Origin of the sequence: Streptomyces sp. MA5143a (assembly GCF_900290235.1) — a bacterium.
Taxonomy (GTDB): Bacteria; Actinomycetota; Actinomycetes; order Streptomycetales; family Streptomycetaceae; genus Streptomyces.
Window position 1 is genome coordinate 22,226 of record NZ_OLMK01000076.1, and the last position, 25,340, is coordinate 47,565.

The window sequence follows — 25,340 nt, forward strand, 5'->3', positions numbered from 1 at the left end:
AATGGCACCGGTCAGGGCGGATGACAGCACGGGAGAGGGATGTGACGGCGACACCAGCAGAGCCGTACACGCCGAATGCGCCCAGCGCACGACAACCCCACAGCCGTGCACCACGACCAGCAGCCGGCCCCCCGCGGCAGCGGCCCGGCCGCCCGCGCCCCCTCCGGCGCTCCGCCGCCCACGACTCCCTCCTGCTCCTCGGGCTGCCCCTGCTCGCCGCGCTGGCGCTGCCCGCCGCGTTCGCCGGGGGCGGGACCCGGCGGTGGTTCGGCGGGCGGGCGGAAGGGCAGCGGGCCGAGGCGCAGGCGGCGAAGGACGCGGCGGCGGCCGCGTTCTACGAGCTGGACACCGCCCAGCGCGACCTGCGGATCTCCATAGAGACCATCACGGCGGTGGACGACTCCCCCGCGGCCCGCCAGGCGGTCTCCGGCTTCGAGGCGCTCGGCCGGCGGATCGACGAGGTCAGCGGCCGGTACATCGCCGCCGTCGACGCCCATGATCTGGACCGGGACGACCTGGAGGCGTCCGCCGCCGCCCGCGCCCGGACCGAGCTGACCGCCGCCAAGGACGAGCTGGGGCGGGTCAAGCAGGAGCTGGACCGTTTCGCCGAGGGGCTGGGTCCGCTGCTCGGCAAGGCCGAGACACAGCTGGCCCGGCTCGCCCCGGCCGTGGAGCGCGCCCGGCAGGGCCTGCTCGCCGCCTCCAACGCCCTGGACGCCGTGCGGGAGTCGGGGCTGAAGGCGGACGACCTCGCCGCGCGGCTCGCCGCGCTCGCCCCGGAGCTGACCAAGCTCAACCAGGGGGCGGGCCGGCACGGCGTGGCGGAGACACTGGAGCGCGCCGACCGGGTCGTGCGGGAGGCGGAGGCGGTACGGGCGGAGGCCGAGCGGCTGCCGGAGAAGGCCGCCGAGATCGACCACCGGCTGGTGTCGCTGCGGACCCGCGCGGAGGCGCTGGGCACCCGGGCGGGTCAGGTGCCGCAGACCCTGAGCGAGCTGCGGCGCAGATTCGTGGCGGCCTGCTGGCAGGACCTCCAGCAGGTGCCGGAGCAGGCCGCGGCCGATGTCGAGCAGGCCCGGCTGAAGCTGCGTGAGGCGCGGGCCGCTCGTGACGCGCAGCGCTGGCCGGACGCGACGGCGCTGCTGTCGACCGTGCGGGCGCTGCTGAACCGGACCGACGAGGCGGTCTCCGCGGCGGGCGACCGGCTGCGGCGGTTGAACGCGGTGCAGAAGGACCCCCAGCAGGAGATCGACCGCACCCGGTTCGCCATCCGTGACGCGCAGCGACTCGCCATGGCGGGCCGTTCCACGCCCGATCCCCGGCACGCCCGCCCGCTCGACGACTCCGTGGCCCGGCTGGACCGCGCGGTCGCCACACTGGAGGGCCGGCACCCCGACTACTGGCACTTCCTGACCGAGACGGAGTCCGTCCGGCAGACGGTGTCCCATGTGGTCGACCAGATCCGCAAGGAGCGTGGCGGAAGCGCCTGAGGGGCGGGGCCGGTTTGCCCGCCGGGGCGCCCCGGCGGATGCTGAAGGGGTACGGAGGCCTCCGCTCACGCCTAGGAGGCGGATATGGCCACGCATGCCACGCACTCCCTGCGGTCCCAGGGCAAGCACGCGGGTCCCCGGCGGCGGATCAGGATCGACGAGCATCTTCCCGTCGACCACCGGCTGAACCGGGTCTACCGGTTCGGGGCGGGCCTGATGGGCCTGTTCCTGGTCGCGTTCGGCATCCTCGGCCTGATCGACAAGGTCGGCTGGTTCGACACGCGCGGCGACCAGGTGGCGGGGCTGAACACGAACGGCACGCTGAGCGTCCTGTCGATCGCGGTGGGGCTGCTGCTGCTCGTCGGCATGGTGATCGGCGGCAACTTCGCCTCCACGCTGAACATGACGCTGGGCGTCCTGTTCATCCTGAGCGGCTTCGGCAACATGGCCCTGCTGGACACCGACTCCAACTTCCTCGCGTTCCGCATCCCGAACGTCCTGTTCAGCTTTGTCGTCGGCGTCCTGCTGATGACGTTCGGCATGTACGGCAGGGTCGGCTCGGCGCTGCCCCACGACAGCCCGTACTGGCGGGCGCGGCATCCGGCCCAGGCGGAGCGGGAGAACCGGGTGCGGGCCGAGACCGAGGAGGGCAGGCGGAAAAGGGCCGACGCCCTCACCGAAGGCGGAGAGGGCGCCGGCACGGGCTCCTGAGAGGCCCGACAGAAGTCGGCCGAATCAGGTGCGGTACGCGTAGTAGTACGAGTTCGGGTACGAGGCGATGATGCTCGCCACCGAACGGCGGTAGGTGTCCGCGTCGTGGTACGTCAGGTACGGCACACCGCTGGAGCTGCGGAAGGTCACCATCATCGAGTGGTCCTTGTCGCCGTCCCGGTTGAAGTCGACCTGGAGCACGTCGCCGATGTCCAGCTGGTAGACGTTGGCGAGCGGGGTGGTGCGCTGGGCGGTCTGGGTGAACCAGGACCACTCGTTGACACCGATCCACGCGTCGGCCGTACCGTTCGAGGCGTAGTACCAGGTGTCGTACTCCTCGGGCGTCACCTTGGAGATCTGCTGCCAGCCGCCTGCCAGGAGGCCCTGGCTGAGGTAGTTGGTGCAGTCGCCGCCCATCGAGTTGTACTTGCGGTACGCCGGGTTGTAGTTCTTCCAGTACTTCTCGGTGTAGGCCACCATCGCCTGGTAGTTGTACTTCCCGCCGTTGATCGTCTTCGGCGCGGAAGGAGCGGGCCAGCTGGTGGCGGCCTTCGGAGCCTGGTGGACGGCCATGGGCGTACGGCTCAGCTTGGCGTCCGCCGCCGGGGCGACGGGGTCGTTGATGCGCTGGGCGCCGCCGTCCGTGCCCTTCATGGCGGTCAGTTGCCACGTGCCACCGGACGCCGTGAAGGTGAGCTGGTGGTGCGCCTCGAAGCCCGTGGAGGCGGGCTCGTCGCCACGTATCTTCTTGTACTTCAGGCTCGTCCGCTCGGTGATCTTCACCGTGGCCTTCGTGCCCTTGACCTTGGTGCTGTCGACGGTGACCGCGGTGTCGGCCGAGGTGTAGGCCTCGCCCAGGGCCGCGAGACGCGCCTTGGTGGCGCGCAGGGCGCTCAGCTTGCCGTCCTCGACCTTCTTCTGGGCGCTGGACAGCTTGACGCCACCGGTGGGCTTCAGCGACTTGCGGGTCGCCCCACCACCGACGAGCACGGCCGTGCGGTCGGTGATCACGTTGTCCGCGACCCGCCCGAACGCGTCCTTGGTCGCCTTCGTGACCTTGGGCGTCGACCCGGCGGCCTGGGCGGCGGTCATGGGCAGCAGCGCGGTGGCCAGTACGGCCGCCGCGACGGTCGAGCCTGCGAGGCTCAACGTCCTTGATCTCACTGCATTCTCCTTGCCCCCGAGTTGGTCTTACCCGGGGCCAGAATCTTTACATGACCTCCTCAACTGGAGTAAGGCCGGGGGGAATAACAAGTCGGAGAACGGGAAGGCTACTTGATTACCGTCGCCCAGTCCGGGGACTGACCGGGGTCCAGATTGCGCAGGTTCGCCAGGGTCGACGGCTTCTGTACGTCCATCCAGTCGGCCAACTCCTGGAAGGACACGCACTTCACGTCCTTCTTGGTGCAGACGTTCTTGATGATCTCGTCGACGGCGTTCATGTAGATGCCGCCGTTCCACTGCTCGAAGTGGTTGCCGATGAACAGCGGGGCGCGGCTGCCGTAGTAGACGCGGTTGAAGCCGGACATGTAGGTGTCGATGGTCTCCCGCTGCCAGGTCGGGTGCATCGCCGGGTCACCGTCGGTCTCGCCGTTCGACTGGTTGTAGAGGAAGTTGAAGTCCATCGACAGCGCCTGGTAGTCGTCGTTGAACGGGAGCATCTGCAGCGGGAAGTCCCAGACGCCCTCCTTCTTGGCGGGCCACACCTGGTAGGCGCCCGGGGAGCTGGCGTCGTAGCGGTAGCCGAAGCCCTTGACCGCCTTCAGCAGGTTCTTCTGCCCCTCCAGGCAGGGCGCGCGGCCGCCGGTGACGGCCTTGACGTCGAAGGGCAGCGGGTCCATGTCGGTGAAGCCGGTGTTGGTCTTCCAGTTCTCCAGGAAGGAGTTGAACTCCTCGATCTCCTGCTTCCACTCCGCGACGCTCCAGTCGCCGCCGCCCTTGGCGCCGCAGAAGTGACCGTTGAAGTGGGTGCCTATCTCGTTGCCCTCGCGCCAGGCCTCGCCGAGTTCCTCGATGGTGGTGCGGATGTGGTCGTCGGTGGGGTAGCTGATCGCGGCGGAGCCCTTGTCGTGCTGCGGCGGGTCGTAGAGGTTCCGCTTGTCCTTCGGCAGCAGGTAGATACCGGTGAGGAAGAACGTCATGTGCGCGTTGTAGCGCTTCGCCATCTGCCGGTAGTGATCGAAGAGGTTGTCGTCGCCGGCCAGGGCGCCGTCCCAGGAGAACACGACGAACTGCGGGGGCTTCTCGCCCGGCTTGAGCGGTACGGCCTTCAGCTGCCCCTTCTGCGGGCCGGTGTACGACGTGGAACCGTCCCCGATGACCTTGGTCTTGCCGTCCCACTTCGGTTGGGCGTTCTTGGCGGAGTCGCCCTTGCCGTCCCCGCGGCCGGAGGACGACGCGGTCGGCGCGGTACTGGTCGTACGGTTCAGCACCATGTAGCCGCCGACGAGGGAGGCGACGACGAGCAGCGCGGCCAGGGTCAGGAACTGCGGCCGGGTGGTACGGCGGGGCTGGCGTGCTTTGCGGCGGCGGCCCTTGTGTGACGTGCTGCCAGGCTTCATGTGCGGCTCATTCTGCGAGGATGGCGGGTCGGGTGCTCATGGCGGGCGTCAGCCGACGCTCGTCGCACGGGACCAGATGTCGTAGGGCACGCCGGATCCGGGGGTTCCGGCGATGCCGTCGAGCCGCAGCGGCTCCAGGCTCTTGGACAGGTCGATCCGGTACAGGACGACCGCGGTCGACACCTTCTCCGCGGTGCCGACGTACCAGGCCGCCTTGTCGTCCTGGGTCGTCCCGCCCTTGCCCGCGACCTCGAAGGAGGCGGCGCCGGGCGAGGCGGGGTGGTCGCTGCGGAAGGCGTCCGTGAGCGCCTCGGTGACCTGCCGGGCCACCTCGGCGCCCACCGCCCGCTTCGGCTTGGGTGTGGACATCCCGACCTTGGATCCGTTGTGGGTGATCTTCCGCACCGAGTACGGCTCGGTGTGCCGGCCGTCCGCGGCGAACGTGCTGTAGCCGCTGGCCATGCGGATCGCGCTGGGGGTGGCGCTGCCGACGGACAGGGCGGGCACCTGTGCCCCGAAGCTGGACGACAGCAGTCCGGCCGCCTCGGCGGTGGAGCGCACCTTGTTCAGACCGGTGTCCATGCCGAGCTGCATGAACGGGGAGTTCACGGACTTGGCGAGCGCGTCGTGCAGGGTGATCTGGCCGTAGGACCGCTTGCCGTCGTTGCGGGCGCGGACCCGCTTGCCGTTGCGGTCCCAGTAGGGGCCCTCGGGCGTGGTGACGACCACCCCGTCGTCACCGTTGTAGAGCGTCTGCGGGGTGACAGGTGTCGACCGGCCGTCGCGTTCCTTGACGACACCGTGTTCCAGGGCGGCGGCGTAGACGAACGGCAGGAACGCCGAGCCGGACGGGACGGTGGTCGAGTTGGACTCGTTGTAGCCCTGTCTGCGGTGGTCCGGGCCGCCGTAGACGGCGAGGATCCGTCCGTCGGCGGCGACGGAGGACGCTCCGAAGTGGGCGGACTTCGCCTTCTTGGGGCTGTCCTTCTCGACGCCCTCGCGGGCCTTGGTGACGGCGTCGGTCAGCTCGGTCTGCCGCTTGCGGTCGAAGGTCGTGTAGATCTGGTAGCCGCCCATGTCGAACTCCTGGGCCGGTATGTTCCCGGCCTTCTTCGCGTACTGGGCGGCCAGCTCCACGAGGTAGTCGCTCTGCTTGCCGGTGTCGTACTGGTTCGACTGCTTCAGCGGCTCGGGGAACTTCTGGTACGTGGCGCGCTCGGCCTTGGAGAGCTTGCCGATGGCGACCATCCGGTCCAGAATCCACTCCCAGCGCACGACGGCCCGGGCGTGGTTGGACCGGCTGAGGGAGGGGTCGTACAGGGCGGCGCCCTTGAGGAGCGAGGCGAGGAAGGCGGCCTCGCTCGCGTTCAGCTGGCTGACGTCCTTGCCGTAGTACGCCTGGGCGGCCCGCTGGATGCCGTAGGTGCCGCGGCCGAACCAGCTGGTGTTGAGGTAGCCCTCCAGGATCTCGTCCTTGCTCATCTGGTTGTCGAGCTTGATGGCGATCATCGCCTCGTCGAACTTGCGGCTGAGCGAGCGGTCCTGGGTCAGATAGACGTTCTTGACGTACTGCTGGGTGATCGTCGAGCCACCCTGGGTGTCGCCCTCGCCCACGGTGCGCACCAGGGCCCGGGTGATACCGCTGAAGGATATGCCGGGGTCGGAGTAGAAGCTCGAGTTCTCCGCCGCGAGGACCGCCCAGCGCACGTCCTCGGGGACGTCCTTCAGCGGCATCGCCTGGCGCCGCACCCAGCCGGTACGGGCCATGGGCGTGCCGTCGGACCAGAAGTACACGTTGTCCTGCTGGGTGGCGAAGGTGTTCAGGTCGTCGGGTATGTCCGTGGCGGCGTAGGCGATGGTCAGCAGCATGGTGCTGAACCCCACGGCGAGCCCTCCGGCGCCCAGGGACTGCCGCCAGGACGGCACCCAGCGCCGCCAGTCGGTACGGCCGGGGCGCGGGTACTGCGGGCGTATTCGGTGGGCATACGGGGCAAGCGGGGCGAGGCGCGGGCCCACGGCGGCCAGGAATCTGGCGCGAACCGACGGCCGGGCCGCCTTGCGCCGGTCCCGCCTGCCGCCCGGCGCCGACCGCTCCGGCCGGCTCTCGAGCATGCCCGGTTCGAGCACCCGCAGCTGCATGGTCTCGTCGGCCGGCGGGGGCGGGGCCTTGAGCTCCATGGTCTCGTCGGCCGGCGGGGGCGGGGCCTTCAGCTCCATGGTGTACTCGGACTCCGGGAGCCCCTGCTCCCGGCGCTCCTGTGCCGCTCCCCGGCGGCGGCGCATACGGCCCTCTCCTTCAGCGCTGCCCATGGCACACTCCGCTGCGGGTACGGCTCATGTGCTGCGCGGCGACGATTCGGCGGATCGCGGCAACCTTTCGCCCGCCCACGGCGACATAGCGACCGGGGGACGTGACTCCCGATCGACACAGGACAGCGGTCATGACTGTCCCCCCTCCCACTTGGCATCGCCCGCGTGGACCGCCACAGCCGCCACACCCGCGGCTGTGAGTCCCCCGGCCCCCCGGTCCCCCGGCCGTCCGGTCTCCACACAGCGACCACAAATTATCAGTCACTTTCACAACCGCCCCGGTCGGCAGCGTGAAAATTTGGCCAGTGTGACCGACCCGTCGAAAACAAGTCCTGCTGACGGCGGTCCGCCGCCGGTTAGCCTGAGCACATGCCTCGCTACGAATACCGCTGCCGGACCTGCGGCGACACCTTCGAACTCAGCCGTCCGATGGCCGAGTCGTCCGCCCCCGCGGACTGCCCCTCGGGCCACCCGGACACCGTCAAGCTCCTGTCGACGGTCGCGGTGGGCGGCTCGGCCTCCGCTGCCGCCCCCGCGCCCCGGGCGGGCGGCGGCGGGGGCGGTGGATGCTGCGGCGGCGGATGCTGCGGTTGATCACACTGGGTTCAACGGCCTCCGGCCCGGGAGCGTTCATCCGCACCTCAGGCTCCCTTCAGCTTCGTTCCCCTAGCCTGCGCCCATGACAGCCATGCAAGCGGAGTCGATGAGCGGCGCACCCCTGTGGATCATAGGCCTGATGGATCTGCTGGGGGCACCGGGGGCCGGTCTGGCCGTCGCCCTGGAGAACCTCTTCCCGCCGATCCCCAGCGAGGTCGTCCTCCCTCTCGCCGGCTTCGCCGCGAGCACCGGCCGGATGGACCTCTACGCCGCGCTGCTGTGGACCACGGCGGGCTCGGTCATCGGCGCCCTCGCCCTGTACGGCGTGGGCGCCCTCCTGGGCCGCGACCGCACCCTGGCGATCGCCGCGAAGCTGCCCCTCGTCAAGGTCTCCGACGTGGAGCGGACGGAGGCGTGGTTCCTGCGGCACGGCACCAAGGCGGTCTTCTTCGGCCGGATGATCCCGGTCTTCCGCAGCCTGATCTCGGTCCCGGCCGGCGTCGAACGCATGCCCCTGCCCGTCTTCACGCTCCTCACCGCGCTGGGCAGCGCGATCTGGAACACGCTCTTCGTCCTGGCCGGCTACTTCCTGGGCGCCAACTGGACCGAGGTGACGGCGGTCGTCTCGACGTACTCGAAGATCGTCCTGGCGGTCGCCGCACTGGCCGTGCTGGCCTTCGTTTTGCTCCGCCTCATGAAGAAGGGCAAGAGCGAAGGGGCGCGGGGAACTGCGCGCCCGACCACCGACGACCGGCAGCCCGCGGACCGCAGCACCCCCACCCCCTGACCGGACCCGACAGGACTGACCGGGCCGGACCCTGAGTTCACGCCCGGCCGACGGCCCCCGCGTCACCCTTCCCGCGCGGCCCGGAGGAACTCCCGCAGGATCCGCTCCCCGGCCATGACCCCCCGCTCCGGCAGCGCCGTGATCGTCGGCCCCGACCAGCCGGCGTCCGCCAGCTCACCGTGGCCCGGCCGCCACGCCCGGTCCGCCGCCAGCAGCAGATCCGCGTCGAGCAGCGAGTCGCCCGCGGCCACCGTCAGCTGCGCCCCGGTCCGCCGCGCGACCTCCCGCATCGCCGCGCTCTTCGTCAGCGGCTTCGGCACGGCGTAGAGCTTCCGGCCCTGGAGCGACACCGTCCAGCCCCGGTTCTCCGCCCACACCGCGAGCCCCTTCACCCACTCCTCGGGCAGCAGCTCGCGCTCGACGGCGAGATAGACGAAGAGGTCCTCGGCGATGCGGTGCTTGCGCACCCAGGACGGGTCGGCGGTGGCGGCGAGATGGTCCCGTACCTCCTCCAGCGGCGCGCACTCGTCCGCGAGCCGCGCGATGACGCCCGCGTACCAGTCGGGGTCCGAGACCCCGTCGACCAGCAGATGCCCGCCGTTCGCGCAGATCGCGTACGTCGGGGTGGGTCCGGGCAGATTGATCCGCTGGTACTGCTTGCGGGTCCGGGTCGTCGTCGGTACGAACACCGCCGCGTCGCCCAGCTCGGTGAGCAGGTGCGCCGACGTCTCGGTCAGATACGACAGGGGCTTGTTCTCGTGCACCTCGACGGTGAGCAGCCGGGGCGCCCGCGCGTCCGGCATGGTCAGCGCGAGCGCGGCGGTCGAGTAGATGAGCGTACGGTCGAGGTCGCTCGCGACGAGCACACGGGGGCCGGGCATCAGACCGCCACCGCCTTGCCGTCGGCACCGGTCGCGCCCCGGGTGTACTTGGGGTGGATCAGTCCCACACAGGTGTACGGCAGCTCCGCCACCTCTTCCACCGGTACCCCTCTCTGTTCGGCGAGCAGGCGTACGTGGTCGAGGTCCGCGCCCGCCCCGGCCCGCGCGAGGATCTTCCACGGTACCCGGCGCAGCAGCACCCGGGTGGTCTCCCCGACACCGGGCTTGACCAGGTTGACGTCGTGGATCCCGTACTCCTCGCTGATCCGTTCGACGGCCGCCCAGCCCTCCCAGCTGGGCGTGCGGTCGGCGGACAGCAGGTCCTTGGTGCGGGCGTCGACGGTGTCGGCGACGTCGGCGAAGCGGGCCGAGACGACGTCCAGGAACTCCACGGACACATCGGCGCCGGCCAGCTCACGGTAGAACTTCGCGCCGTGGAAGTCGTCCGGTCCGACGAGGTCCGCGCGCAGCACGGTCCGCGATATCAGCCCGGAGACGGTCGAGTTGAGGCACGCCGAGGGGATGAGGAAGTCCTCGCGGGTGCCGTAGGTGCGGACGCAGGAGCCGGGGTCGGCGAGCACCGCGATCTCCGGGTCGAACCCGGTGATGCCCTCGGTCCGCTCGAACTCCTCGATGGCGGCGGCGAGTTCACGGGTGATCGCGCCCTTGCCGGTCCAGCCGTCGACGAACACCACGTCCGCCGGGTCGTGGTGGGCGGCCAGCCAGCGCAGCGCGTTGGCGTCGATGCCGCGGCCCCGCACGATCGAGACGGCGTAGTGCGGCAGTTCGACGCCGTGGCGCTGCCGCGCCCACCGGCGCATCAGCACGCCCACGGGCGTCCCGGCGCGGGCCAGCGACACCAGGACGGGACGCGGGGAGCGCTCCGCGAGCACGGTCTCGGTCACGACCCCCACGGCCACGGCGATCCGCTCGGCCGAGGCGTCCAGGGCGCTGTGGAAGAGGGCCTGGTACTGCTCGCTCGGCTGGTACTCGACCGGCAGCGATTCGGCGTAGTGCGCCCCGCCGCTCTGGATGGCCTCCTCCCGCTCCTCGGTCGGCGCCTCCAGGGTCACCTCGGAGAGGTCCTGCAGCAGCCACCCGACCTCCTCGGCTGCATAGGAGGAGAACGCGGGGCCGCGCAGGGGCTCGGGCAGCATGAAGGGCCTTTCGGTGCGGTGCGGGGGCGGCGCCCCGTCCTTCGACGGGGCGGGGGGCGGGACATAGGACGGGACGACCGCGAGGAGGACGGTCGGGGTGTGGGCGGCGAGGGCGGCCAGGAGGCCGTCGGGCGCGTGGAGGGCGGGCGTGTCGGCGGTCGAGTCGACGACGGCGATCACCGCGTCGAAGCCCCCGCCGGCCACGTTGTACGCGTACCGCTCCCCCGGCCCGTCCGCGGGCTCGTCGTGGGCGGGGAAGACGATACGGCTGCGTATCGCGTAGCCGGGGTCGTCGACGGCCAGCACGGGCGACCTCGTGGTGGTGGAGAACCGTGTCTCCACCCCGTCCACCAGCCGCTCCAGTTCCGTCGCCAGTCGCAGCGGCGCGTACATCAGCTCCTCGAAGCCGAGGACGAGCACCCGTCGGGCGCCCTCGGGCAGGGCGCGGACGAGGCGTGTGGCCATCCCCGGCAGCGCGGCCTCCAGGCGGTCCCGGTGCGCGGGGGCGAAGCCGTGCCGCCCGCCGTCGGGCACACCCTGGGGCCAGCCCAGCTCGACCCGGCCGACCCACCCCGCGCACACCGGCGCGGCGGGCGCCCCCTCGTGCTCGGCGACCAGCGCCTGCCCCTTCTCCAGCACGCCCCCCGGGAGCCGCACGGTCCCCTTGGCGGTGGTCACCAGGTCGACACGGGCCCCGATCTCCCGGGCGAACCCGGCGAGCCGCCCCTGGTCCTCGGCCGACCGCATGTCGACCAGGGCCACGACGACGTACCGCTCGCGCGGATACCGCTCGTGCAGCGCGCGGATGGTGTTGAGGACCGTGTTCCCGGTGGAGAACTCGTCGTCGACGAGGACCAGCGGCCCGGCCCCGGCCAGCAGGCGCGGGTCCTCCGGCAGCAGCAGGTGCGACGTCGCGTGGGAGTGGGACTCCTCGAAGCCGCCGGCCCGGTCGACACCGTCGACGGGCCGCCGGGTGGAGTGGAGGTAGGGCGCGTCGCCGAGGCCGTCCGCGACGGAGTGCCCGAGCCCGGTCGCGGTCTCGGCGTACCCGAGGACGACCGAGGCCCGCGCCCCGTCGGCCCCGAGCAGGTCCCGTACCCGGCGGCCGAGGGCGACCCCGTGTCCGTGCACGACGGCCGGCGACTGCGGCACGTGCTTGCCGAGCACGTTCGACACGAGCAGATGCGCCCGCTTGGGGTTGCGCCGCAGCGCGAGCCCCAGCAGACCGCTCAGCTCCTCGTCGCCCACCAGCTCGACCCCGAGCCGCTCGGCCACCCAGGTCCCGGACCAGATCGGGTCGTTCACTGCGTTGTTCATCGATTCCTTCGTCGGTTACGGCAGGTGCGGGCGGCCACCGCGGGTACTGGGCGGCGGCTCCTCAGTCGGTGAGCCCCGCTGCCAGCAGGTCCACGAAGCCGATGTCCTCGTTGGCCACACCGAAGACCTCGGCCCGCTGCAGAACCCTTTCAGCCCAGGCCCGGTGCGGCTTGACCTCGTTCATCTTGTTCCGGGAGGCGGAGCGCAGGACCCCGCCGCCGCCCCGCTCGGGGCGCAGGATGTCCTCGGCGTCGCTGAACTCCTCGTGGCTGACCACGGACAGCGCGTGCACGGGCAGCACATGCGAGGGGTGGATGCAGGTCTTGCCGAGCAGACCGTTGGCCTGGTCGAGGGAGATCTCGCGCAGCAGTCCGTCCAGGGCGTGCTCTATCAGTGTCTCGCGCAGCCGCCCGGCGCGGTTCTCCAGGAACGGGCTGGTGCGCAGCTGCGGCTTGAACATGCGCTCCTGCACCCGGAAGTACTCCCACACGGGCCCCGTCACCGTGAACCCGGTGCCGTCCGCCCGCCCCAGCACGTTCACCACGTCCGCGATCACGGAGGCGACGATCTGGACGTCGTACGCGGTCATGTCGGGTGCCCGGCGCAGCGCGTACGAGGAGCAGAAGTCGGTGACGCCGAGGCGCAGGGCGAGGACGCGGTCGCGGTACTTGTCGACGGTGTGGGCGATGCCCTGGAGGGCCTCTACGCGCGTCTCCCGGTACATCAGCTCGGGCGATTCCAGCACGGGCATCGCGAACAGCCGCCGTCCGCTCGTGGCCTCGGCGGCGGTGAGCGCCTCCAGGAAGGCGATGCCGCGCTCCTCGGTGAACTTCGGGAGTACGAATCCGGACAGCAGCGTCACGTCCGGGCCGAGTCGCCGTACGAGGTCGGGTATCTGCTCGGGGAAGCGGACCCGGATGAACAGCAGCGGCAGATCGGCGTGCGGGCGTGCGGCGAGGTCCGCGAACTGCCGCACGAGGTTCTCCTCGGCGCCCACGACCTCCGCGTCGTCGATGGAGTCCTCCAGGCACAGCACCATGGAGACCACACCGCGCCCGGCCTGCTTGACGATGTCGTCGGCCAGCCGCTCGCGGGTCGCCGGGCTGTAGAGGGTGGCGCCGAGGGCGGCGGCGAGGACACGGGCCGGTGAGTCGGCGGTGAAGCAACCCGGCTCGCGGAAGAAGAGACGCTGACGCTCCTCAGGGGCGATATGCCCGAAGTGACGCATGGAGATCCCCCGTGGCTGCTGGGCGGCCGGTCGTGAAGGTGGCCGGTAATAGTACGTACAAATGTGTGTCTTCAGTTCCCTCCGGGCGTGAAGTTCTGGTAACCCGGCCATGTCGGCCGCTCGACGACCCGACCGACCCGTCCTCGCCCCCGCGTTGTCGTGATCAGGACCGAGAGGGCAGGATGAACGACATGACGCACGCGATGCTGAAGGGGTCGAACGTCCCGGTCGAAGCCACGGCGGTCCGCGCCGTGCTGCGCTGGGCGCCCGGACAGGGTGCCCCGGAAGTCGATGCCTCGGCGCTGCTCCTCGGCCCCGACGGACGGGTACGGTCCGACGAGGACTTCGTGTTCTACAACCAGCCGCGCCACCCCTCGGGCAAGGTGTGGCGACTCGGCAAGAAGCGCGTCGCCGACGGCCTCACGGACACCATCCAGACTGACCTGGCCGGTGTCGAGTCCGCCGTCGGCCAGATTCTGCTCGTGGCCTCCGCCGACGACGTCACCTTCGACCACGTACGTTCCCTGCGCATCCTGCTGTACGACGCCACGGTCTCCGACGCGGAACCGCTGGCGTACTTCGACATCAAGCCGGAGACGGGCGAGGAGACCGCGCTGATCTGCGGCGAGCTCTACCGCCGGGGCGGCGGCTGGAAGTTCCGCGCCCTCGGCGAGGGCTACACCAACGGCCTCCAGGGCCTCGCCACCGACTTCGGCATCTCGGTCGACGAGTCGGAGGCGGCGGCCGCCGCGGCGAACCAGACGTCCACCACGCAGGCCCCGGCACCCGAGGTCTCGGCCCCGCTCCCCCCGGAGCAGCCGACCACCGGGGTGCCGTCCCAGCCGGCGTACGGCTACCCCCCGGCGGCGCCGACCCAGCAGCCGCCCCAGCCCGCCTACGGCTACCCGCACACCCAGCAGGTCCCCGCGACCGCCGGCGCCGCCTACGGCTACCCGCAGCCCACGGGCGCCGGACCGGGCTCCGACGTCCGGCTCCCTCCGCAGGGCCCGCAGTTCATCGGCAGGTGAGCGTCAGGGAGCCGGGGAAGGCCCCGTGCAGGGCACGGGAGGACGTGGGGGCGGGCGGGGCCGCGGTCAGCGCTCCGCCTTGGTCTTGAAGCCGCGCCCCCACTGCAGGCCCCACCCGTAGAGCCGGTCGAGCTCCGCCTGGAAGCCGTAGACGAACTTCACCTCGCGCCGCACGATGATCTCCCCCTTGACGTTCTCGATCATCACCACCGCGCACGACCGGGCCTGCGGGTGGCGTTCGTCGAGCCCGATCTCGATCCTGGGGCCGTTGCTCGGGTACAGCGTCACGACGGCGTGCGTACGGTCGAAGGCCGGCGTCTGGTCGTAGATGTAGACGAAGACGAGCATCCGCTTGAAGGCGTCGCGGTGGTCCAGGTTGATGTACATGGTCTCGCCGGACCCGGACCCGAACCGGTCGTCTCCGCTGAGCCGCATGTACGGCGGGTCGTTGATGTCGCCGAGGAAGCCGCCCAGCGGCTGCACGACCCCCTTCGTCCCGTCGGCCAGCTCGTACAGGCAGCCGAGGTCGAGGTCGACGTTGACCATGCTCTGGCTGTGCGCCACGACCTCCTCCGGCTTGAGCGCCCTGAAGGGGTGCCGGAGCACGCTCTGCCGCTTGGGTCCGCCGATGTCGGAGGTCCGCATCCGCCAGGACAGGTTGACGCGCAGATGGCCGGTGGCGGCGCCCTGCTTGCTGAGGGAGACCTTCTGGTGCCGTTTGGTCAGCTCGATGGCGTTGGTCGCCGCGTTGCCCGCGTCGAACTCCGTGGACCGTCCGCGCCAGAGGTTGTCCAGGAAACTCATGCCCGCCCCACAACTGCCGTGTCGTCGCGTCAACCACCAGCGGGGCGGCCGACGAGGACGAGTCCTCGTCGGCCGCCCCGCTCAGAGCGTTCCCTCACCTGGAGGGCAATCACACTCCGGAACCGGTCACACCGGCCCCGGCTTCCGGGTCGTACCAGCCTCGGGGTCAGACGCCGGACGCCACCTCCTCCTTGGAGGCCTCAGCTTTTCCCTCCGCGGCCTCCAGCGCCTTGTTGCGGCGGACCGAGGACCAGAAGGACCAGCCGATCAGGACGACCCCGATGAGGCCGGTGATGATCTCGTTGATCTCGTACTGGATGGTGACGAGCAGGATCACGGCGAGGGCGCCGATCGCGTAGTGCGCGCCGTGCTCCAGGTAGACGTAGTCGTCGAGGGTGCCCTGGCGGACCAGGTAGACGGTGAGCGACCGGACGTACATCGCGCCGATGCCGAGGCCCAGCGCCATCAGGACGATGTCGTTGGTGATGGCGAACGCGCCGATCACGCCGTCGAAGGAGAACGACGCGTCCAGGACCTCCAGGTAGAGGAACATGAAGAACGCGGCCTTGCCGGCGAGGGCGACGGCCGAACGCGGCTTGCCGGTGCGCTCCGCCTCCTCCTCCGCCTCGTGCTCGCGCTCCTCCTCTTCCTCCAGGCGGTTCTCGAAGAAGCTGGAGAGACCGCCGACGATGAGATAGGTGATGAGGCCCGCGAGCCCCGAGATCAGCACGGTCTGCGCCTTGTCGACATGGGTGCCGCCGTGCTGGTGGGCGTGGGTCGCGAAGGTCATCGAGGTGATCAGCAGAACGATCATCGCGATACAGGCGGACAGCATGTCGATCTTGCCGAGCTTGGCCAGCGGACGCTCCAGCCAGGCCAGCCACTTGATGTCCCGGTCCTCGAAGATGAAGTCGAGGAAGATCATCAACAGGAACATACCGCCGAACGCCGCGATCGACGGGTGGGCGTCGGTCACGTACTGCTGGTACTGGTCCTTGTCGGTGAGGGCCAGGTCGACGGCCTCGATCGGGCCCAGCTTGGCGCTGATCGCGACGATCACGACGGGGAACACCAGGCGCATGCCGAAGACGGCGATGAGGATGCCGATGGTGAGGAAGATCTTCTGCCAGAAGGCATTCATCTTCTTCAGGATCCCGGCGTTGACCACTGCGTTGTCGAACGACAACGAGATCTCCAGGATGGACAGGATGGCGACGAGCCCGAGCGCCGTCCATCCGTCGTAGAGAACCGCTGCAACCAAGCCGAGCGCGGTGACCGCGAACGACCAGCCGAAGGTTTTCAGAACCACTGGCTACCCAATCGTGTGTGTACGGGGTTCCCCCGCGCCGCGCGCGGCTTTACCAAACATTGACTCCGAAGCCGAAGTCTAGTCGGGCGCCCCTCGTCCCCCACCAGGCCCCAGGTTTTGCGCATATAGCGCCCAGCCCTTCGCCTACGACACATTGACCCCGAAATCGAGGGCGATACCGCGCAAGCCTGACGCGTACCCCTGGCCGACCGCGCGGAACTTCCATTCCCCGCCGTAGCGATAGACCTCACCGAAGATCATCGCGGTCTCGGTGGAGGCGTCCTCCGAGAGGTCGTAGCGGGCCAGTTCCTGGCCGTCGAGCTGGTTGACGACGCGGATGAAGGCGTTGCTGATCTGTCCGAAGGACTGGCCGCGGTTGTCCGCGTCGTGGATGGAGACCGGAAACACGATCTTGTCGACGGTCGCCGGCACGCGGGAGAGGTCGATGATGATCGACTCGTCGTCGCCTTCCCCCTCGCCGGTGAGGTTGTCACCTGTGTGCTTCACCGAGCCGTCGGGGCTCGTCAGGTTGTTGTAGAAGACGAACCACTCGTCCCCCAGCACCCGGCCCCCCTGGCACAGCAGCGCGCTGGCGTCGAGGTCGAAAGGGGCTCCGGTGGTGGTCCGGACGTCCCAGCCGAGCCCGATCATCACCTGAGTGAGGTTCGGCGCGGCCTTGGAGAGGGAGACATTGCCTCCCTTGGCGAGCGTGACGCCCATGGCGTGGGTCCTCCCCGTTGTCTGGCTTCGCAGGTGTTCCGTTGTGGTGCACGAGCGCGTCCGGCGCCGCGGTCGAGGACGACTGCGGCGCCGGAGCGGTTGAGCCGGATGGTTCTTCCCCGGTGGCTCAGACGTTCACACCGAAGTCCTGGGCGATACCGCGCAGACCCGAGGCGTACCCCTGGCCGATGGCGCGGAACTTCCACTCGGCGCCGTGCCGGTAGAGCTCACCGAAGACCATGGCGGTCTCGGTGGAGGCGTCCTCGGACAGGTCGTAACGGGCGATCTCCGCCTCGCCGGCCTGGTTCACCACGCGGATGAAGGCGTTGCGGACCTGGCCGAAGGACTGCTGGCGGTTCTCGGCGTCGTAGATCGACACCGGGAAGACGATCTTCTCGATCTCGACCGGCACGGCGGCGAGGTTGACCTTGATCTGCTCGTCGTCGCCCTCGCCCTCACCGGTGAGGTTGTCACCGGTGTGCTCCACGGAGCCGTCGGGGCTCTTGAGGTTGTTGAAGAAGACGAAGTTGGCGTCGCTGCTGACCTTGCCCGACGCGTCCAGCAGCAGTGCGCTGGCGTCGAGGTCGAAGTCCGTGCCGGTGGTGGTGCGGATGTCCCACCCCAGACCGACGATGACCGCGGTCAGGCCCGGGGCCTCCTTGGTCAGCGATACGTTGCCGCCCTTGCTGAGGCTGACTCCCACGAAGTCCTCCCATAGATGTCTGGGGCGGGGAGCCCCGTCGTGCGTTGGTATCGGATCAACGTGTCGATCCTAGTGACGGGTTCCCGAGAACCGCAGGCCTTGGAACCGAAGAATCACAGGGTGTCGAGCGCGGCGACGTACTCGTTCAGGTCACGGGCGTCCGGCAGGGCGTTGACGACCGTCCAGCGGACGACGCCCTCCTTGTCGATGATGAACGTCCCGCGCACCGCGCAGCCCTTGTCCGCCTCGAAGACGCCGTACGCGCGGGAGACCTCGCCGTGCGGCCAGAAGTCCGACAGCAGCGGGTACTCCAGCCCCTCCTGGTCGGCGAAGACCCGCAGGGTGTGGATGGAGTCGTTGGACACGGCCAGCAGCTGGACGTCGTCGTTGACGAACTTCGGCAGGTTGTCCCGCAGCTCGCACAGCTCGCCCGTGCACACGCCGGTGAAGGCGAACGGGTAGAAGAGCAGCACCACGTTCTTCTCGCCCCGGAAGTCCGAGAGCTTCACCGTGGCGCCGTGGTTGTCCTTGAGCTCGAAGTCGGGTGCCTTGTCGCCGACCTGGATCGCCATGATTTCCTGCGTCCCTTCGTGGGGCTGTTCGGGTGGCCCAGCCTACGCAGGTGACCGGCCGCAGAAACGGAGCGCCCCTGGACGGGCCCTGGAGGGGCGCCCGTCCAGGGGCGCGGGGAACTGCGCGACCGGCCACGGCGACGCCGCGACCGCCTCGACGCAGAACCCACCGAGTTCTCGGGCGACGCTCTATTTCTTGCCGGACTTCGCCGCCTTCGGCGTCACCAGACGGCTTCCGCTCCAGTCCTTGCCGACGCTGACGCTCTTCGACGCGGACAACCCCGCGGTCGTCGCGGCTTCCGAGATGTCACTGGGCTCCACATAGCCGTCGCGCCCGGTCTTGGGCGTCAGCAGCAGGATCGAGCCACCTTCCTCGATGTACGTGGTGGCGTCCACCAGCACATCCGTCAGGTCGCCGTCGTCGTCTCGGAACCACAGCACGACGGCATCGGCCACGTCGTCGTAGTCCTCGTCGACGAGATCGCTGCCGATGACTTCCTCGATGGACTCGCGGAGCTCCTGGTCGACATCGTCGTCGTAGCCGATCTCCTGGACCACCTGCTCGGGCTGGAACCCCAGCCTCGCGGCAGGGTTCGTCCGCTCCTCCGCGTGGTCCGCGGTCGCGCTCACGGGTTGCCTCCTGATCATGTTTCGAGTGGGGTCGCCCCCGGGGAATCAGCCACGCGCGTACGCGAGGCATTGGCCGTAGTCCACACGGGCGGGACGGATCGCGCAAGTACCCAGCCTGCGAGACCGCCGAAACGGTGACGATCCGGGCCGTGTCCACGCAACTCCAGGCATCGAATCCCAGCGCCGCGTGACGCACACCACACCATTCTGTCCGGTTTGCGCATTCGGCAACCGCTCGGGGGTACGAGTGCCGCATGCACTTCCTACTGTGACAGAGCGGGTGACCAGCTTGGTTACCTCTCGGTAGAGATGACGTTTGCGCCCTCGAGGTACACGATGGGGGCGGTGCAGGCACCCAGAAGAACCCATGAAGAGTGGCCCTCTGACAGCTAAGGAACAGCGTGGCTTCCGGATCCGATCGCAATCCGATCATCATTGGCGGCCTTCCGAGTCAGGTCCCTGACTTCGATCCCGAGGAGACCCAGGAGTGGCTCGACTCGCTCGACGCCGCCGTGGACCAGCGCGGGCGTGAGCGCGCGCGCTACCTGATGCTCCGGCTCATCGAGCGGGCCCGCGAGAAGCGCGTGGCCGTGCCCGAGATGCGCAGCACGGACTACGTCAACACCATCGCCACCAAGGCGGAGCCGTTCTTCCCCGGCAACGAGGAGATCGAGCGGAAGATCCTCAACGCCACGCGGTGGAACGCCGCCGTGATGGTGTCCAGGGCCCAGCGCCCGGGCATCGGCGTGGGTGGCCACATCGCGACCTTCGCGTCGTCCGCCTCCCTCTACGACGTGGGCTTCAACCACTTCTTCCGGGGCAAGGAGGAAGGCGACGGCGGCGACCAGATCTTCTTCCAGGGGCACGCCTCCCCCGGTATCTACGCCCGCGCGTTCCTGCTGGACCGGCTCGACGAGCAGCAGCTCGACGCGTTCCGCCAGGAGAAGTCGAAGGCGCCGTACGGCCTGTCCAGCTATCCGCACCCGCGGCTGATGCCGGACTTCTGGGAGTTCCCGACCGTCTCCATGGGCCTCGGCCCGCTGGGCGCGATCTTCCAGGCGCGGATGAACCGCTACATGGAGGCGCGCGGGATCGCGGACACCTCCAAGTCCCATGTCTGGGCGTTCCTCGGCGACGGCGAGATGGACGAGCCGGAGTCGCTCGGCCAGCTCACGCTCGCCGCCCGTGAGGGCCTCGACAACCTGACCTTCGTCGTCAACTGCAACCTCCAGCGCCTCGACGGCCCGGTGCGCGGCAACGGCAAGGTCATCCAGGAGCTGGAGTCGGTCTTCCGCGGCGCCGGCTGGAACGTGATCAAGCTGGTGTGGGACCGCACCTGGGACCCGCTGCTCGCCCAGGACCGCGACGGTGTGCTCGTCAACAAGATGAACACCACGCCGGACGGCCAGTTCCAGACGTACGCGACCGAGACCGGCGCGTACATCCGCGACCACTTCTTCGGCGGCGACCACCGGCTGCGCGCCATGGTCGAGAACATGTCCGACGACCAGATCCTGCACCTGGGCCGCGGCGGTCACGACCACCGCAAGATCTACGCGGCGTACAAGGCGGCCCACGAGCACAAGGGCCAGCCGACGGTCATCCTGGCCAAGACCATCAAGGGCTGGACGCTGGGGCCGAACTTCGAGGGCCGCAACGCCACGCACCAGATGAAGAAGCTGACCGTCGCCGACCTCAAGGGCTTCCGCGACCGTCTGCACCTGCCGATCTCCGACAAGGAGCTGGAGGGCGGGCTTCCGCCGTACTACCACCCCGGGCGGAACTCCGACGAGATCCAGTACATGCACGACCGCCGCAAGGGGCTCGGCGGTTATGTGCCCACCCGGGTCGTGCGGGCGAAGCCGCTGCCGCTGCCCGAGGACAAGACGTACGCGAGTGTGAAGAAGGGCTCCGGTCAGCAGTCGATCGCCACCACCATGGCGTTTGTACGACTGCTGAAGGACCTCATGCGGGACAAGGAGATCGGCAAGCGGTTCGTACTGATCGCGCCCGACGAGTACCGCACCTTCGGCATGGACTCGTTCTTCCCGAGCGCGAAGATCTACAACCCGCTCGGGCAGCAGTACGAGGCGGTCGACCGGGAACTGCTGCTCGCGTACAAGGAGTCGCCGACGGGGCAGATGCTGCACGACGGCATCTCCGAGGCGGGCTGCACTGCGTCGCTGATCGCGGCCGGTTCGGCGTACGCGACGCACGGCGAGCCGCTGATCCCGGTCTACGTCTTCTACTCGATGTTCGGTTTCCAGCGCACCGGCGACCAGTTCTGGCAGATGTCCGACCAGCTGGCGCGCGGCTTCGTCCTGGGCGCGACCGCGGGGCGTACGACGCTGACCGGTGAGGGTCTCCAGCACGCGGACGGGCACTCGCAGCTGCTGGCCTCCACCAACCCGGGCTGTGTCGCCTACGACCCGGCGTTCGGCTTCGAGATCGCGCACATCGTGAAGGACGGTCTGCGCCGGATGTACGGCGAGACCGCCGACGGCCGGCCCGGCGAGGACGTCTTCTACTACCTCACGGTCTACAACGAGCCGATCCAGCACCCGGCCGAGCCCGCCGACGTCGACGTCGACGGCATCCTCAAGGGCATCCACCGCTTCAAGGCCGGCGAGTCGGGTGCCGTCCCGGCGCAGATCATCGCCTCCGGTGTCGCGGTGCCCTGGGCGGTCGAGGCGCAGCGGATCCTCGCCGCCGAGTGGAACGTCAAGGCGGACGTCTGGTCGGCGACCTCCTGGAACGAGCTGCGCCGTGAGGCGGTCGAGGTGGAGCGGCACAATCTGCTCCACCCGGAGGAGGAGCAGCAGGTCCCGTACGTGACGCGGAAGCTGAGCGGCGCCGAGGGGCCGTTCGTGGCCGTCTCCGACTGGATGCGGTCGGTTCCGGACCAGATCGCGCGGTGGGTGCCGGGCACGTACCAGTCGCTCGGCGCGGACGGCTTCGGCTTCGCGGACACGCGGGGCGCGGCCCGGCGGTACTTCCACATCGACGCCCAGTCGATCGTGGTCGCGGTGCTGACCGAGCTGGCGCGTGAGGGCAAGGTCGACCGCTCGGTGCTCAAGCAGGCCATCGACCGGTACCAGCTGCTCGACGTGGCGGCGGCGGACCCGGGCGCCGCGGGAGGCGACGCATAGCATCCGCTTCTCGGTCAAGGGGTGGTGAACCGGTGGGTTCACCACCCCTTCACGTTTTCTACTATGCGCTCATGAAGCAGCGAACGGTCCCGGCGCAGGTCCGGTGGGAACAGAACACTCAGCGGCCGCTGTTCGTCCTGGCGGCCGTGTTCGCGGTGGCGTACGCCGTCCCGATCGTCCGGCCGGACGCGGGCGACGAGGTGGAGTGGTGGTGCGAGCTCGCCGAGTGGGTGGTGTGGGGCGCGTTCGCGCTCGACTACGTCATCCGGCTCGCGCTCACCGACCAGCGTCGGGAGTTCGTACGGACCCGCTGGCTGGACCTGGCGGCCGTGGTGCTCCCGATGATCCAGCCGCTGCGGCTGCTGCGGGTGGTGGCGACGCTGCTGCTGCTCGGGCAGCGTGCGCGGATGGCCTCGCAGATACGGTTCACGACCTATGTCGGCGGGTCGCTGATCGGGCTGCTGATGTTCGGATCGCTGGCCGTGCTCTCCGTGGAACGGGACGCGCCCGGTGGGAACATCGACACGCTGGACGACGCGGTGTGGTGGTCGTTCACGACGATGACGACCGTCGGGTACGGGGACCACGCGCCGACGACCGGGCTCGGGCGGGTGCTGGCCGTGGGGCTGATGCTGTCGGGGATCGCACTGCTCGGTGTGGTGACCGCGAACATCGCCGCGTGGTTCATAGCGCGGTTCGAGAAGGACGACGCGGAGGAGCGGCGGCAGACCGCGGCGATTGCGGAGCTGACCGAGGAGGTACGGCTGCTGCGGGCCGAGGTGATGGCGCTGCGGGCGGGGAGGGTGATGCCGGAGCAGCGGCGCGGCTGTTCTTGAGAGCGCCGAGGGCCGTAGGGGTGCGGATGCTTGGGCGGGTGCGGGTGCGTCGTGGCCGGTCGCGCAGTTCCCCGCGCCCCTTGGCATGCTGCACTGCCCGGCGTGGGTAAAGGGCGCCCCTCGGCTGTCGTCGGCCGATTGCGCAGTTCCCCGCGCCCCTGGAGGTTCGCTGTCCTGCCCGGAACTGGAAAAGGGGCCCTCGGCTGTTGCCGAGGGCCCCTGCCCTTTTCCCGCACTCCTGTGGGTCAGAAGAGTCCGGCCCCCGGAGTGGCTGTGCCGGCCAGCCAGAGGATGGCCAGGAGTGTGTCTATGGCACCCAGGACGACCGCGACGAGGGCGGGGACGGAGCGGGTGCCGGACCAGCTGCGGTTCATGGCCAGCCAGCCGCAGACGATCGCGACGGGACCGAGGATGATCCCCAGGACGAAGAATCCCGCGATCGCGCAGATGACTCCGATGATGCCGAGGGTCGCGCGATCCGGCCCGGTCCGTGACCACGTCCGGCCACGTGAGCGGGGGTGCCTGCGCGTACTGTGTCCGAAACCCGCCATCGCCAACAACTCCCTGAACTTCGCCGTCAGTTCGGGTACGAAGTGCCGGGTACCCCCCGATGAGGGTTGAAACCAGGGAGTGTTGACGGACGTGCCCGAGCGCGCCGCCCCCCTCCGGCAGCGCGCCCCGGACCCCACGACCCCCGCCGTCGAACACCCATGCAGTGCGGAGGAGTTGACTTACTGTGACCTGCGGCGCGTATCGGGTGGAAGTGATCTTCAGCCTTGTCACCCTGATAGGCGAACGCGGGTGGAAACCCGCGCATGAAGCGCCGGGGGGATCAGATGTGCGCCGCCCCGGCGCCCGCCTCCGCGTTCTCGCCCCGCTTGGTCAGGAACGCGACCAGCACGGCGACGGCGGCCACCCCGGCGGCGACGAGGGACGCCAGACCCATGCCCGACATGAACGTGTCGTGCGCGACCGTGGCGATCTTGGCGGCGATCTCCGGCGGGGTCCCCGGCGCGACCGGGGGCACACCGACCTGGACGGCCTCGGACGCCTGGTCGAGTTGGGCGCCCTTGAGCGGCGGGAGACCGGCGTCGGCCCAGTTGCCCGGCAGGTCGCCGTCGACCTTGGAGGCCATCACGGCGCCCAGGACGGCCGTACCGAGGCTGCCGCCGATCTGCATGGCGGCCTGCTGGAGACCACCGGCGACACCGGACAGCTCCAGCGGCGCGTTGCCGACGATGACCTCGGTGGCGCCGACCATCACCGGGGCGAGGCCGAGGCCCAGCAGCGCGAACCAGAGGGACATCACGGCGCTGCCGGTGTCGGTCTCCAGGGTCGACATGCCGTACATGGCGATCGCGGTGCAGGCCATGCCGCCGGCCAGCGGGATGCGCGGTCCGGCCTTGGTGATCAGCGCGCCGGCCAGGGGCGAGCCGACGATCATCATGCCGGTGAGCGGCAGCAGGTGCAGACCGGCGTCGATGGGGCTCATCCCGTGCACGTTCTGGAGGTAGAACGTCACGAAGAACAGGCCGCCCATGAAGGCGATGGCCATCAGGACCATCAGGACCACACCCGCGGACAGCGGTACGGAGCGGAAGAGGCCCAGCGGGATCAGGGGCTCCTTCACCCTCGTCTCCCAGAAGGCGAACAGGGCGAACAGGACGAGGGACGCCGCGACGAACGTCCAGGTCGTGCCGGAGCCCCAGCCCCACTCGGGGGCCTTGATGAGTGCCCAGACCAGGCAGAACATGGCCCCGGAGAGCAGGGCTATGCCGAGGATGTCGAAGGAGCGCGGGGCGTTCTCGGCGCGGTGGTCGAGGAGGATCCCCACGCCGAGGGCGACGGCGAGGACGCCGACGGGGACGTTGATCCAGAACACGGACTGCCAGCTGACGTTCTCCACGAGGAAGCCGCCGAGGATCGGACCGCCCGCGGTGGAGGCGCCGATGACCATGCCCCAGATGCCGATCGCCATGTTGAGCTTCTCGGCGGGGAAGGTCGCGCGGAGCAGACCGAGCGCGGCCGGCATGAGCAGCGCGCCGAACAGTCCCTGGAAGACCCGGAAGGTCACCACGAAGGCGACCGAGTTCGACAGGCCGATGGCACCGGAGGCCGCGGCGAAGCCGACGACACCGATGAGGAAGGTCTGGCGGTGGCCGAAGCGGTCGCCGAGTTTGCCCGCGGTGATGAGGGTGACCGCCAGCGCGAGGAAGTACGCGTTGGTGATCCACTGGACCTCGGCGAAGCTCGCCTTGAGGTCGTCCGCGATGGCCGGGTTGGCGATGGCGACGATGGTGCCGTCGAGGGCGACCATCATGACGCCCACGGCCACGGTGAGGAGGGTGAACCACGGGTGGCCGCGCAGGCCCCGCCCCTGGCCCGGTGTCGGGTCCGACGGGGTTGCTGGCGCCTGGTCCCCCGGTCCCGTCTTGTCGACAGTGGTCTGACTAGTCATGCGTGCGAGGCTAGTGACAGCCACTGACAGTTGACAAACGAGTTCACAAGTCGGTAACTGTCACGTCACTCGGAGCACGGACCGGGTGGAGA

At 69.7% G+C, this 25,340-nt stretch carries 21 protein-coding genes; 7 read left to right on the forward strand and 14 right to left on the reverse strand.

Annotation, left to right across the window (positions count from 1 at the left end):
* Nucleotides 1-41 precede the first annotated feature (41 nt).
* On the forward strand, nt 42-1,490 hold the full coding sequence (locus tag SMA5143A_RS30220; RefSeq protein WP_107465945.1) for a hypothetical protein: 1,449 nt from the start codon (nt 42-44) through the stop codon (nt 1,488-1,490).
* An 84-nt stretch (nt 1,491-1,574) separates the two neighbouring features.
* Nucleotides 1,575-2,201, forward strand: a complete 627-nt coding sequence (locus tag SMA5143A_RS30225) for a DUF4383 domain-containing protein (RefSeq protein ID WP_107465946.1) — start codon at nt 1,575-1,577, stop codon at nt 2,199-2,201.
* Nucleotides 2,202-2,225: 24 nt separating this feature from the next.
* On the opposite strand, the gene SMA5143A_RS30230 is transcribed toward SMA5143A_RS30225, so the two are convergent.
* The 3 genes from SMA5143A_RS30230 to SMA5143A_RS30240 all read right to left on the reverse strand — a co-directional run bounded on the left by SMA5143A_RS30230 (nt 2,226) and on the right by SMA5143A_RS30240 (nt 6,940).
* Nucleotides 2,226-3,365 carry an amidase domain-containing protein gene (locus SMA5143A_RS30230; protein ID WP_107465947.1) on the reverse strand — a complete coding sequence of 380 codons (1,140 nt, stop codon included), beginning with the start codon at nt 3,363-3,365 and terminating at the stop codon, nt 2,226-2,228.
* A 107-nt stretch (nt 3,366-3,472) separates the two neighbouring features.
* Entirely contained in the window at nt 3,473-4,762 is a 1,290-nt protein-coding gene (locus SMA5143A_RS30235) for a hypothetical protein (RefSeq protein ID WP_107465948.1), read from the reverse strand.
* Nucleotides 4,763-4,810: 48 nt separating this feature from the next.
* Nucleotides 4,811-6,940: a transglycosylase domain-containing protein gene (locus SMA5143A_RS30240; protein WP_107465979.1), complete on the reverse strand. Its 2,130-nt coding sequence runs from the start codon at nt 6,938-6,940 to the stop codon at nt 4,811-4,813.
* A gap of 501 nt (nt 6,941-7,441) precedes the next feature.
* Between SMA5143A_RS30240 and SMA5143A_RS30245 the strand changes: the two genes are divergently transcribed.
* The gene (locus tag SMA5143A_RS30245) at nt 7,442-7,666 is read left to right on the forward strand and encodes an FmdB family zinc ribbon protein (RefSeq protein ID WP_055713288.1); all 225 of its coding nucleotides are present in this window, start codon (nt 7,442-7,444) and stop codon (nt 7,664-7,666) included.
* Between the two features lie 85 nt (nt 7,667-7,751).
* Entirely contained in the window at nt 7,752-8,456 is a 705-nt protein-coding gene (locus SMA5143A_RS30250) for a DedA family protein (RefSeq protein WP_107465949.1), read from the forward strand.
* 62 nt (nt 8,457-8,518) lie between these two features.
* Here the strand turns inward: SMA5143A_RS30250 and SMA5143A_RS30255 are convergent, their stop codons facing one another.
* The 3 genes from SMA5143A_RS30255 to SMA5143A_RS30265 all read right to left on the reverse strand — a co-directional run bounded on the left by SMA5143A_RS30255 (nt 8,519) and on the right by SMA5143A_RS30265 (nt 13,039).
* Nucleotides 8,519-9,337, reverse strand: a complete 819-nt coding sequence (locus tag SMA5143A_RS30255) for an HAD family hydrolase (RefSeq protein WP_107465950.1) — start codon at nt 9,335-9,337, stop codon at nt 8,519-8,521.
* Entirely contained in the window at nt 9,337-11,811 is a 2,475-nt protein-coding gene (locus tag SMA5143A_RS30260; protein ID WP_107465951.1) for a phosphoribosyltransferase, read from the reverse strand. The genes SMA5143A_RS30255 and SMA5143A_RS30260 overlap by 1 nt, the downstream gene beginning before the upstream one ends.
* 61 nt (nt 11,812-11,872) lie before the next feature.
* Entirely contained in the window at nt 11,873-13,039 is a 1,167-nt protein-coding gene (locus SMA5143A_RS30265) for an HpcH/HpaI aldolase/citrate lyase family protein (RefSeq protein WP_107465952.1), read from the reverse strand.
* Between the two features lie 191 nt (nt 13,040-13,230).
* Between SMA5143A_RS30265 and SMA5143A_RS30270 the strand changes: the two genes are divergently transcribed.
* Nucleotides 13,231-14,067: a TerD family protein gene (locus tag SMA5143A_RS30270; protein ID WP_107465980.1), complete on the forward strand. Its 837-nt coding sequence runs from the start codon at nt 13,231-13,233 to the stop codon at nt 14,065-14,067.
* A 66-nt stretch (nt 14,068-14,133) separates the two neighbouring features.
* Here SMA5143A_RS30270 and SMA5143A_RS30275 read toward each other — a convergent pair whose 3' ends face one another.
* From SMA5143A_RS30275 to SMA5143A_RS30300, 6 genes are all read right to left on the reverse strand, one after another.
* Complete coding sequence (locus SMA5143A_RS30275) at nt 14,134-14,871, reverse strand: TerD family protein (RefSeq protein ID WP_107465953.1); 738 nt, start codon at nt 14,869-14,871, stop codon at nt 14,134-14,136.
* A 166-nt stretch (nt 14,872-15,037) separates the two neighbouring features.
* On the reverse strand, nt 15,038-16,180 hold the full coding sequence (locus SMA5143A_RS30280) for a DUF475 domain-containing protein (protein WP_107465954.1): 1,143 nt from the start codon (nt 16,178-16,180) through the stop codon (nt 15,038-15,040).
* A 144-nt stretch (nt 16,181-16,324) separates the two neighbouring features.
* Nucleotides 16,325-16,900: a TerD family protein gene (locus tag SMA5143A_RS30285; RefSeq protein WP_107465955.1), complete on the reverse strand. Its 576-nt coding sequence runs from the start codon at nt 16,898-16,900 to the stop codon at nt 16,325-16,327.
* Nucleotides 16,901-17,027: 127 nt separating this feature from the next.
* Nucleotides 17,028-17,603: a calcium homeostasis/redox stress adaptation protein gene (locus SMA5143A_RS30290; RefSeq protein ID WP_055520220.1), complete on the reverse strand. Its 576-nt coding sequence runs from the start codon at nt 17,601-17,603 to the stop codon at nt 17,028-17,030.
* A gap of 113 nt (nt 17,604-17,716) precedes the next feature.
* The gene (locus SMA5143A_RS30295; RefSeq protein ID WP_107465956.1) at nt 17,717-18,175 is read right to left on the reverse strand and encodes a peroxiredoxin; all 459 of its coding nucleotides are present in this window, start codon (nt 18,173-18,175) and stop codon (nt 17,717-17,719) included.
* Between the two features lie 189 nt (nt 18,176-18,364).
* Entirely contained in the window at nt 18,365-18,805 is a 441-nt protein-coding gene (locus tag SMA5143A_RS30300; protein ID WP_055520217.1) for a DUF3052 domain-containing protein, read from the reverse strand.
* Between the two features lie 401 nt (nt 18,806-19,206).
* On the opposite strand from SMA5143A_RS30300, the gene aceE reads away from it, so the two are divergent.
* Nucleotides 19,207-21,954: a pyruvate dehydrogenase (acetyl-transferring), homodimeric type gene (aceE, locus tag SMA5143A_RS30310; protein WP_107465957.1), complete on the forward strand. Its 2,748-nt coding sequence runs from the start codon at nt 19,207-19,209 to the stop codon at nt 21,952-21,954.
* Nucleotides 21,955-22,025: 71 nt separating this feature from the next.
* A complete protein-coding gene (locus SMA5143A_RS30315) occupies nt 22,026-22,790 on the forward strand; it encodes a potassium channel family protein (protein ID WP_107465958.1) in 765 nt (254 codons plus the stop codon).
* 245 nt (nt 22,791-23,035) lie between these two features.
* On the opposite strand, the gene SMA5143A_RS30320 is transcribed toward SMA5143A_RS30315, so the two are convergent.
* Entirely contained in the window at nt 23,036-23,341 is a 306-nt protein-coding gene (locus SMA5143A_RS30320; protein ID WP_055539647.1) for a hypothetical protein, read from the reverse strand.
* A gap of 281 nt (nt 23,342-23,622) precedes the next feature.
* Nucleotides 23,623-25,248, reverse strand: coding sequence for an MFS transporter (locus SMA5143A_RS30325; RefSeq protein ID WP_107465959.1), 1,626 nt, complete (start codon nt 25,246-25,248; stop codon nt 23,623-23,625).
* Nucleotides 25,249-25,340 lie beyond the last annotated feature (92 nt).

Bases quoted from the DNA above. Each gene is read 5' to 3' on its own strand.
- SMA5143A_RS30260 (WP_107465951.1), bottom strand. From the start codon at position 11,811: ATGAACAACGCAGTGAACGACCCGATCTGGTCCGGGACCTGGGTGGCC.
- SMA5143A_RS30240 (WP_107465979.1), bottom strand. From the start codon at position 6,940: ATGGAGCTCAAGGCCCCGCCCCCGCCGGCCGACGAGACCATGCAGCTG.
- SMA5143A_RS30255 (WP_107465950.1), bottom strand. From the start codon at position 9,337: ATGCCCGGCCCCCGTGTGCTCGTCGCGAGCGACCTCGACCGTACGCTC.
- SMA5143A_RS30235 (WP_107465948.1), bottom strand. From the start codon at position 4,762: ATGAAGCCTGGCAGCACGTCACACAAGGGCCGCCGCCGCAAAGCACGC.
- SMA5143A_RS30275 (WP_107465953.1), bottom strand. From the start codon at position 14,871: ATGAGTTTCCTGGACAACCTCTGGCGCGGACGGTCCACGGAGTTCGAC.
- SMA5143A_RS30245 (WP_055713288.1), top strand. From the start codon at position 7,442: ATGCCTCGCTACGAATACCGCTGCCGGACCTGCGGCGACACCTTCGAA.
- SMA5143A_RS30325 (WP_107465959.1), bottom strand. From the start codon at position 25,248: ATGACTAGTCAGACCACTGTCGACAAGACGGGACCGGGGGACCAGGCG.
- SMA5143A_RS30315 (WP_107465958.1), top strand. From the start codon at position 22,026: ATGAAGCAGCGAACGGTCCCGGCGCAGGTCCGGTGGGAACAGAACACT.
- SMA5143A_RS30295 (WP_107465956.1), bottom strand. From the start codon at position 18,175: ATGGCGATCCAGGTCGGCGACAAGGCACCCGACTTCGAGCTCAAGGAC.
- SMA5143A_RS30285 (WP_107465955.1), bottom strand. From the start codon at position 16,900: ATGGGCGTCACGCTCGCCAAGGGAGGCAATGTCTCCCTCTCCAAGGCC.
- SMA5143A_RS30225 (WP_107465946.1), top strand. From the start codon at position 1,575: ATGGCCACGCATGCCACGCACTCCCTGCGGTCCCAGGGCAAGCACGCG.
- SMA5143A_RS30270 (WP_107465980.1), top strand. From the start codon at position 13,231: ATGACGCACGCGATGCTGAAGGGGTCGAACGTCCCGGTCGAAGCCACG.
- SMA5143A_RS30320 (WP_055539647.1), bottom strand. From the start codon at position 23,341: ATGGCGGGTTTCGGACACAGTACGCGCAGGCACCCCCGCTCACGTGGC.
- SMA5143A_RS30250 (WP_107465949.1), top strand. From the start codon at position 7,752: ATGACAGCCATGCAAGCGGAGTCGATGAGCGGCGCACCCCTGTGGATC.
- SMA5143A_RS30265 (WP_107465952.1), bottom strand. From the start codon at position 13,039: ATGCGTCACTTCGGGCATATCGCCCCTGAGGAGCGTCAGCGTCTCTTC.